The 8160-nt window shown below is 68.8% G+C and carries 9 protein-coding genes and 1 pseudogene; 6 read left to right on the top strand and 4 right to left on the bottom strand.

Annotation, left to right across the window (positions count from 1 at the left end):
* Window positions 1–189: 189 nt before the first annotated feature.
* The gene (locus tag N878_RS06845) at window positions 190–429 is read right to left on the bottom strand and encodes a hypothetical protein (protein WP_031302844.1); all 240 of its coding nucleotides are present in this window, start codon (window positions 427–429) and stop codon (window positions 190–192) included.
* Window positions 430–618: 189 nt separating this feature from the next.
* Between N878_RS06845 and N878_RS06850 the strand changes: the two are divergent.
* Together N878_RS06850 and N878_RS06855 are read left to right on the top strand one after the other, a co-directional pair.
* Window positions 619–935 (top strand): annotated as a pseudogene (locus tag N878_RS06850) (3-alpha domain-containing protein); the annotation flags it as partial.
* 117 nt (window positions 936–1052) lie between these two features.
* Window positions 1053–2015 (top strand): helix-turn-helix domain-containing protein, encoded by a 963-nt coding sequence (locus tag N878_RS06855; protein ID WP_021442925.1) that lies wholly within the window; start codon window positions 1053–1055, stop codon window positions 2013–2015.
* Here the strand turns inward: N878_RS06855 and N878_RS28865 are convergent.
* On the bottom strand, window positions 2002–2385 hold the full coding sequence (locus tag N878_RS28865) for a helix-turn-helix domain-containing protein (RefSeq protein WP_021442926.1): 384 nt from the start codon (window positions 2383–2385) through the stop codon (window positions 2002–2004). The two genes, N878_RS06855 and N878_RS28865, sit on opposite strands and share 14 nt — an antisense overlap.
* A 229-nt stretch (window positions 2386–2614) precedes the next feature.
* On the opposite strand from N878_RS28865, the gene N878_RS06865 reads away from it, so the two are divergent.
* The 4 genes from N878_RS06865 (at window position 2615) to N878_RS06880 (ending at window position 6275) form a co-directional block, all read left to right on the top strand.
* Window positions 2615–3733, top strand: coding sequence for a hypothetical protein (locus N878_RS06865; RefSeq protein WP_021442927.1), 1119 nt, complete (start codon window positions 2615–2617; stop codon window positions 3731–3733).
* Window positions 3734–3878: 145 nt separating this feature from the next.
* Window positions 3879–4703 carry an alpha/beta fold hydrolase gene (locus N878_RS06870; protein WP_021442928.1) on the top strand — a complete coding sequence of 275 codons (825 nt, stop codon included), beginning with the start codon at window positions 3879–3881 and terminating at the stop codon, window positions 4701–4703.
* Between the two features lie 38 nt (window positions 4704–4741).
* Complete coding sequence (locus tag N878_RS06875; RefSeq protein ID WP_021442929.1) at window positions 4742–5296, top strand: cysteine hydrolase family protein; 555 nt, start codon at window positions 4742–4744, stop codon at window positions 5294–5296.
* 133 nt (window positions 5297–5429) lie between these two features.
* Complete coding sequence (locus N878_RS06880) at window positions 5430–6275, top strand: alpha/beta fold hydrolase (protein WP_021442930.1); 846 nt, start codon at window positions 5430–5432, stop codon at window positions 6273–6275.
* Window positions 6276–6351: 76 nt separating this feature from the next.
* Here N878_RS06880 and N878_RS06885 read toward each other — a convergent pair whose 3' ends face one another.
* Both N878_RS06885 and N878_RS06890 read right to left on the bottom strand, forming a co-directional pair.
* The gene (locus tag N878_RS06885) at window positions 6352–7716 is read right to left on the bottom strand and encodes a cytosine permease (RefSeq protein WP_021442931.1); all 1365 of its coding nucleotides are present in this window, start codon (window positions 7714–7716) and stop codon (window positions 6352–6354) included.
* Window positions 7717–7721: 5 nt separating this feature from the next.
* On the bottom strand, window positions 7722–8160 hold a 439-nt coding region (locus N878_RS06890; RefSeq protein WP_021442932.1), incomplete at its 5' end, for a cysteine hydrolase family protein.

An 8160-nucleotide genomic window follows, 5' to 3' on the forward strand; every position in this document is an offset into this window, starting at 1 on the left:
GTCGGCGCCGAAACGGCGGCTGTAGCCGGCGGCCAGCATCAGGGCGGCGACGGCGAGGGGCGGGGTGGGCATGGCCATGGGCGGTTTCCACTGCATGGGTGGCGAGGTCGAAGGGTCTTGCCCGCCGGCAAGCGCGGGCGAAGACGGCTCAGCATAACCCGCCACGGGCGCCGCGAGCGCCTCGCCCGGTCACCACGGCTGCAGCTCGGCGCGCTTGAACAGAGGTTCGCTGGCGAGCAGGCGGATGCCATCCGGAGCGCAGTCCAGTAGGCGCCGCTCGCCGTCGGCCACCAGCAGTTCGAGGTCGTGGCCGGCGCCGGCCAGGCAGCGCGAGATGTCCTGCACGGCCTCCCGCACCCAGGGGGTAGCGGATTCGAAATGGCCCAACAGCCTGGCGCCCTTGCGCACCATGAGTCGGTATCTGTTCATGTAGTTCTCGCTCGACGATGGGGCGCTCAGAACGCGTAGTGACTGGCGCCCGCCGATGCGGCGCTGATCTGTCGCGAACATCAAGCCGCCGAGGTGGCGACATGAGCCTGCCCGGTATTCGTCTCGACGTGCTGCTCACCGGCCGCGCACAGCCGTTCAGTCGACCGGGTTCGCGCAGCGCCATCGACAAGCGACCGCTTCGGCGTCGCCACGCTGGCCCTGCGCGTGCAGCAGTCCGGGCGCACCGGCTGGTACTACCGGGTGCTGGAAGAGGGGGGGGTCGGCGCCGGCGAGCACCTGCAACTGGTCGAGCGCGCCCATGCCGACTGGCCACTGAGCCGTCTCTCGGCCGTGCTGTTCGACAAGCGGGTGGAGAGCGAACTGTTGCGCGAATGCCTGGCCCTGCCGCTGGTGCTGTCGTGGCGGCGCACCCTGGGCGGCGGCTGGAGCAGGGCCAGGTCGAGGACTGGGCACCCCGCCTGCAGGGCCGGGACGCGGCCGAATAACGTTGCACCGGCCGCCGATCGCCGGCGCGGCAAGCGGATACGAATGCTTCTAAACTGGACTCGCGCGTTGATCTGCGGCTGTCCAGTACCGGCGCAGGGCGCTTTCCTGGGGGCAGCATGAGCCGGCTGATCTGCGCCGACTTCGACGAGTTCGAAGAGGCCTTGTACGGGGTCGAGGGGCATTACGTGCTGCGTTCGCGGCAGCAGCGCGACTGGCGTTTGCGCGTGGTCGAGCTGGACGGCGTGGCCCTGATGTTCGGCCGCGAGGGCGCCGGCACCGTCTACAGCGGCGTCGGCCTGCCCGGCTTCTTCAATATCTTCCTGCCCCTGAGCCGGCACGAGTGCACCGTGCTGGGCGGCCAGCGCCTGGATCGGCGGCTGATCGGCTGGATGGTGCCCGAGGCGATGTTCCATATCGACGCCAGCCAGCCGGCGAGCTGGATGACCGTGGCCATGTCCTGCGAACTGGTGCTGCGCTGGGCGCAGCAGCACGAGGACGAGTTCGACGCCTCGATGCTTGCGCGCAATCTGGTCTGCCTGGCCCAGCAGGACCTGGCGCCGCTGGTCTGGCTGGCGCTGCGCCTGCTGCGCATCGACCACTGTGCACCGCAGGAGCTGCATGCCCCGGCAGCCGAGTGCGCGGCGCGCGGCGAACTGCTGGACCGGGTGTTCCGCAGCCTGTTGCCGGTGACGCCGGCGCCATCCGCCGCCGCTGGCCGGCACAACCACCAGTCGATACTGCGCCGGGCCCTGGAACTGCTCGACGCCATGCCGGATACCCCGCTGCACATGGCCGACCTGTGCCAGGCCTGCCACACCTCGGAGCGCACGCTGCGCAACCTGTTCACCCGCTACCTGGGCATGAGCCCGCACCGCTACCTGATGCAGCACCGCTTGCACGCGATTCGCCGCGCCATCCTGCACGCGGCGGCGGGGGAGACCATCACCGAGATCTGCGCGCGCTTCGGCGTGTGGGACTTCGGCCGTTTTGCCGGCCTCTACCGGCGCTACTTTGGCGAGCTGCCGTCGCAGTCGCTGCGCAGCCGCCGTTCGCTGCCGCCGTCGCTCAGCCAGGGTTGACGCCGCGCAGCAGGGTGACGCTGGGGTACTCGCCGAACAATGCGTGGTAGTCCGCCGCCATGCGCCCGCAATCGGTGTATCCGAAGCGCCGGGCGATCTCCGTGACGCTGCTCTGATGCTGATCGGCAACTGCCAGGGCGGCGCGCAGCAGGTGCAGGCGGCGCAGGCGCAGATAACGTGCCGGCGCCATGCCCAGGGTGGCGACGAAGGCGCTGCGCAGGGTGCGTTCGCTGACCCCGACGCTGCGGCACAGCTCGGCCAGGCGCGGCGGGCGCCCGCAGCCGAGCGGCAACGACTCCAGCACCCGCTGCAGCAAGCGCTCGTGAGAGGCCTGCCGGGCGCGTTGGCGCGGCGTGATGCGCGGTGGCATGGCAGTGTCCTGGCGAGGGCGACGCCTCCAGACTGGGCCGAGACGGGCGCTGCGACTACGTAAAACAGGCAAATCCTCGGCGCCTGGCAACTTTGCCGATTTTACGTAGCTGCCTGCTGCCGCGCGCAGCGACCATCGATTCATCGCTCGCCATCCGCTGCCCCGGCATTCGGCGCCCTGACGAGCCCCCCTGAAGCGTTCGAGCGTGGTCGACGCGAGTGGAGGCGATATGAGTCTGTCGAAGCGCAGCATGGGCATCCTCTGCCTGGTGCTGGCCGCCGCGCCTGCTGCTGTGCGGGCCGAGGCGCTGGGCCCGCAGGTGCTCGAGGTCGAGCCGTTCGTCGAGCTGCCCGCCGGGGTGCGCTACCCGGAAGGGCTCGCCGCCAACCCGGGCACCGGTGAAATCTACGTCGGCACCTTCGATGCGCGCGAACCTGCCAGCGTGCGCAACAACCAGCTGCTGCGCTATGCCGCCGATGGCCGGCTGCTGGCGCAACGCGCCTTTGCCGCGACGCCGCTGACCGGCGTGGGTTATGCCGATGGCCAGATTTACCTGCTCAACTTCGGCGCCGGCAAGCTGCAACGCATCGCGGCCGATTTCACCGCGGACAGCCCGGTCGAGGACCTGCTCGACTTCCCCCGGCTCAGCCCGGCCGTGCCCGCCCCGCGCAACGTGGCCAACCCGGACGGCAGCCAGGACCGGATCCACTTCGGCGCCAGCGGCATGCCGGCGCCCAACGGCCTGGTGTTCGCCGGCAATGGCGATCTCTATGTCTCCGACTCCTTCCAGGGCGCGCTGTATCGCATCGCCAATGCCACGCGCTGCGCGCCCTGCACGCTGGAAGTGCTGTCGCGCGATCCGCTGCTGGCCACCGCGGGCTTTCTGCCCTTCGGCGCCAACGGCCTGGCCTTCAATGCCGACGAAAGCCAGCTCTACATCAACAACGCCGGCGACGGTCGCCTGCTGCGCCTGAACCTGGCGAGCGGCGAGCTGCAGGTGCTCGCCGAGAGCCTGCCGGGAGCCGACGGCTTGCTGTTTTACGACGGCCTGCTGTGGCTGCTGGCCAATCAGGTCGACCAGCTGCTCGGCCTCGACGAACGCGGCCTGATCCGCGTGCGCGCGGGCGGCTTTCAGGGCATCGCCGGCAACGGCGCGCCGCGCGGCCTGCTGTTTCCCGCCAGCAGCGTGGTGCAGGGCGAGTGGATGCTGGTCAGCAACCTGGCCCTGCCGCTGACGCCCGCCGAGGGCGACGAGTGGGAGGAGCGGGTAAGCACCTGGAACCTGATGCGCGTGCGCCTGCCGCCGTCGCTTAGCAGAGGAGCGTCTGCCAATGCCGCAATACCCTGAACCACCGCTGAACCACGGCCGTCGCCACCTGCTGCTCGGCTCCGCCGCGCTGGCCACGGCGCTGCTGTTACCCCTGGGCGGTTGCACGCGCGGCAGTGGCCCCGCGGCAAGCCGCCCGCAACCAGAGAATGGAGAGCGCAAGACCATGGGCACTATCACCACTCGCGACGGCACCGAGATCTATTACAAGGACTGGGGCACTGGCCCGGTTGTGGTGCTCAGCCACGGCTGGCCGCTCAACGCCGACAGCTGGGAGGCGCAGATGATGTTTCTCGCCAGCAACGGCTACCGGGTGATCGCCCACGACCGCCGCGGCCATGGCCGCTCCAGCCAGCCCTGGAGCGGCAACGAGATGGACACCTATGCCGACGACCTGGCCCAGTTGCTCGATCAGCTGGACGTGCGCGGCGCCGCGCTGTTCGGCTTCTCCACCGGCGGCGGCGAGGTGGCGCGCTACATCGGCCGCCACGGCACGGCGCGGGTGGCCAAGGCCGGGTTGATCGCGGCGGTGCCGCCGCTGATGGTGCAGACCGAGGCCAATCCCGGCGGCCTGCCACTTTCGGTGTTCGACGGCATCCGCGCCGCCTCGCTGGCCGACCGCTCGCAGCTGTACCGCGACGTCGCCAGCGGCCCCTTCTTCGGCTACAACCGCCCCGGCGCCAAGGCCTCCCAGGGGGTGATCGACGCCTTCTGGATGCAGGGCATGATGGCCGGGCACAAGAACGCCTACGACTGCATCAAGGCCTTCTCCGAAACCGATTTCACCGAAGACCTGAAGAAGTTCTCCATCCCCACGCTGATCCTGCACGGCGACGACGACCAGATCGTCCCGGTGGACGCCGCCGCACGCGCCTCGGCCAGGCTGGTGCCGCACGCCAAGCTGGTGATCTACCCCGGCGCCCCGCACGGCATCACCGACACCCACAAGGAACAGCTGGGCGCCGACATGCTGGCCTTTCTGCGCGGCTAGGCGACAGGGTTGTTCGCACCTATTGAGAGGACAGGTACATGAACAGCAAGACAGCTCTGATAGTGGTGGATATCCAGAACGATTACTTCCCCGGCGGCCTGTGGACCCTGAGCAAGGTCGAGGCCGCCGCGGCCAAGGCGGCGCAGGTGATCGCCGTGTTCCGCGAGCGCGGCGATCTGGTCGTGCATATCCGCCATGAGTTCACCAGCGCCGACGCGCCATTCTTCCGCCCCGGCAGCGAAGGCGCGCAGCTGCACCCCAGCGTGATCAATCAGCCTGACGAGCCGGTGGTGCTCAAGCACTACATCAATTCTTTCCGGGAGACCGAGCTCAAGGCCGTGCTGGATCGGCACGGCATCGAGGCGGTAGTGGTGGTGGGCAACATGAGCCATATGTGCGTGGACGGCATCACCCGCGCTGCCGTGGATTTCGGTTACGCCACCACTGTGCTGCACGATGCCTGCGCCACCCTCGACCTGGAGTTCAATGGCGTGAAGGTGCCCGCCGAACAGGTACACGCTGCCTTTATGGCGGCGCTCCGCTTCGGTTACGCGCCGGTGATCTCCACGGCCGAGTACCTGCAGGCGCTCTAGGAGGCCCCATGAAACAGAGCATGACTTTGGCCGCGATGCCGGGGGCAATGCCGCTGGGCGCCGAGCGGGGGCGAGGTGGCCACGGCGCCCTGGCGGGCGAATCACAACGGTCGTTGACCAGGAGCCCACGATCATGAGCCTTGCAGATTCCGCCACTACTGCCGCCAACCAGTTCGTCGAGGTCGACGACCGGCGCCTGGCCTATCGCGTCATCGGCGCAGGCACGCCGCTGCTGCTGTGCCTGCGCTTTCGCGGCACCATGGACGACTGGGATCCGGCCTTCCTCGATGCGCTCGCCGCGCGGGATTTCCGCGTGCATGTCTTCGACTACAGCGGCCTCGGCTGGTCCACGGGGCAGCCGAGCTATGACCCGGCCGCGCTGGCCAAGGACATCCTCGATCTGATCGGCGCGCTGGGACTTGGCCGCCTGGTGCTGGGCGGCTGGTCGATTGGCGGCGTGGCGGCGCAGCTGGTGCTGTTGCAGGCGCCGCAACTGCTCAGCCACCTGCTGCTGATCGCCACCACGCCGCCCGGCCCGCTGGTCAAGACCGGCGAGCCGCTGTTCTATGAGCTGGCCGCCCGCGACAACGATTTCGAGGATTTCGTCAGCCTGTTCTTCGAACCGAGTTCGGCCAGCAGCCGCGAGGCGGCGCAGCGTTCGGCCGAGCGCATCGCCCGACGTAGCGACGGGCGCTGCCCGCCGGTGCCTTTTGCCTGGGCCGCGCAGTTTCTCGGCGACGGGCCGCGCAACCCGATGTTCCCGCTGCCGGCGGCGCTGGAGGCGCTCAAGCGGACGCAAACGCCGGTGCTGCACCTGGGCGGCGACCACGACATCGTGTTTCCGGTGGAGAACTGGTACGCGCTCAACCGGACGCTGCCCACCCTGCAGCTGCTGACCCTGCCCAGCACCGGGCATGGCCCGCAGTTGCAGTATCCCGAGGCCAGCGCCGCGCATATCGCCGCCTTCGTGGCTGGCTGAGAACGAGTGCGCTGCAAGGCGCGGCGCAACCCCGAGGCAGACCTCACCCCGCGCGGGGTGAGGTCTGCCTTAGGCTTCAGGGCGACAGCGGTTGTGCGCCACTGGCCATTCGCTGGCGGCGCATCAGGCCGTAGTAGGTCAGCGCCGGCACCAGCAGGCCCACCGCCCAGGCCAGGTCCACGCCGTCCAGGGCGCTGGCGATCGGGCCGACGTAGAGCGTGGTGTTCATGAACGGCACCTGTAGCACGATGGCCAGCACGAAGCTGCCGCAGGCGATCAGGTTGACCCGGCCGTAGCGGCCGCACGGGTCGAAGATGTCCGCCACGCAGTACTCGCCCTTGCGCAGGCAGTAGTAGTCCACCAGGTTGATGGCGGTCCAGGGGATGAGGAAGTAGCTCATGAAGAAGATGAAGTTGAGGAAGAAGGCGATGAAGTTCTCCTGACTGACGCTGCACAGGGCGGTGGCGATCAGGCTGATCAGCAGCATGAACAGGGCGCGCACCCTGGGCGTCACGCGCAGGCGGGCGAAGGGTTCGATCACCGTGACCGTGGACATGAAGGCGCCGTAGAGGTTGAACACGTTGATCGCCACCTGGCCATAGACGATGAACAGAAACAGCAGCAGCGCGCCCGGGCCGAACAGCTGGGCCAGATGGCTGCCGACGTTGTCGGCAAAGCCGCCTATGCCCACGCTGAGCACGGCGCCGAGGATCATCATCCAGGCGCCGCCCGCCACCGTGCCGGCATAGCTGAACCAGAACACCCGGGCCGCCGAGGTGGCGCTGGGCAGGTAGCGCGAGTAGTCGGCGACATAGGGCGCGTAGGACAGCTGCCAGGTGACCGCGATGCTCACCGCGACGAGGAACTGCGGCAGCGCGAAACCGGCCGGCGACCACTGCCCGGCCGGGATCGGCAGACCCAGGGCGAGGGCGCTGGCGGCGAGAAACACCAGCACCGAGAGCAGCGACAGCAACTTCTGCAGGCGGTGGATCAGGCGGTAGCCGTAGAGCGCGACCACGAAGCACAGCGCGCCGATCAGGTAGATGTTGCCCGTGCCGCCCAGCGGGCTGACCGACTCGATCGCCTGCGCCGCCAGCAGGGTGTTGCTGACGAAGAAGCCCAGGTAGATGAGCATCACGAACAGCAGCGGCAGCACCGCGCCGAGCACGCCGAACTGGGCTCGGCTCTGGATCATCTGCGGGATGCCCAGCCTGGGACCCTGAGCCGAATGCGAGGCCATGAAGACGGCGCCGATCAGCGAACCGAGGACGATCGCCAGGGCGCTCCAGAACAGGTTCAGACCGAGCATCACCGGCAGCACGCCGGAGGCGATGGTGGTGATGTTCATATTGGCGCCGAACCAGATGTAGAACAGCGAACCCGGCTGGCCGTGGCGTTCGTTTTCGGGGATGAAATCGATGCTTCTTTTCTCGACTTGCATAGCGGTTACTCCTGTTCCCGGCGCTGCAGGCCGAGGCTGGATTCGAGGCGGGCGATGGCGGCGGCGAACGCGGCCGGCTGGTGAGCGAAACTGTCCGGCGCCGTTGGTCGGCAGGACGAGAAGGGCTCGCCCCGCAGGGCGCGCAGGTACTGCTCGGTGGCGAACAGTTCGATGGCGTAGACCCAGTTGGCCATGATCAGCAGCGCCGCATGGTGGGCCGCGTCGGTGGTGCTGGTGCAGGCGTCGGCGATCAGCTCGACCCGGTAGCCCAGGGCGAAGGCGTCGAGCACCGTGGCCAGCACGCAGGCGTCGGTGAGCACGCCGGCGACCGCCAGGCGGCGCACACCCAGCTCGCGCAGATGGCGATCCAGCCCGGTGCGGTGGAAGCAGCTGTAGCGGGGCTTGTCGAATACCAGCTCGCCGGGACGCGGCGCCAGGCGTTCG

It is taken from the genome of Pseudomonas sp. EGD-AK9 (assembly GCF_000465935.2).
Classification (GTDB): Bacteria; Pseudomonadota; Gammaproteobacteria; order Pseudomonadales; family Pseudomonadaceae; genus Aquipseudomonas.

Coding starts and splice junctions, on each gene's coding strand:
- N878_RS06845 (WP_031302844.1), bottom strand. CDS start 429: ATGAACAGATACCGACTCATGGTGCGCAAGGGCGCCAGGCTGTTGGGC.
- N878_RS06865 (WP_021442927.1), top strand. CDS start 2,615: ATGAGTCTGTCGAAGCGCAGCATGGGCATCCTCTGCCTGGTGCTGGCC.
- N878_RS06880 (WP_021442930.1), top strand. CDS start 5,430: ATGAGCCTTGCAGATTCCGCCACTACTGCCGCCAACCAGTTCGTCGAG.
- N878_RS28865 (WP_021442926.1), bottom strand. CDS start 2,385: ATGCCACCGCGCATCACGCCGCGCCAACGCGCCCGGCAGGCCTCTCAC.
- N878_RS06875 (WP_021442929.1), top strand. CDS start 4,742: ATGAACAGCAAGACAGCTCTGATAGTGGTGGATATCCAGAACGATTAC.
- N878_RS06870 (WP_021442928.1), top strand. CDS start 3,879: ATGGGCACTATCACCACTCGCGACGGCACCGAGATCTATTACAAGGAC.
- N878_RS06855 (WP_021442925.1), top strand. CDS start 1,053: ATGAGCCGGCTGATCTGCGCCGACTTCGACGAGTTCGAAGAGGCCTTG.
- N878_RS06885 (WP_021442931.1), bottom strand. CDS start 7,716: ATGCAAGTCGAGAAAAGAAGCATCGATTTCATCCCCGAAAACGAACGC.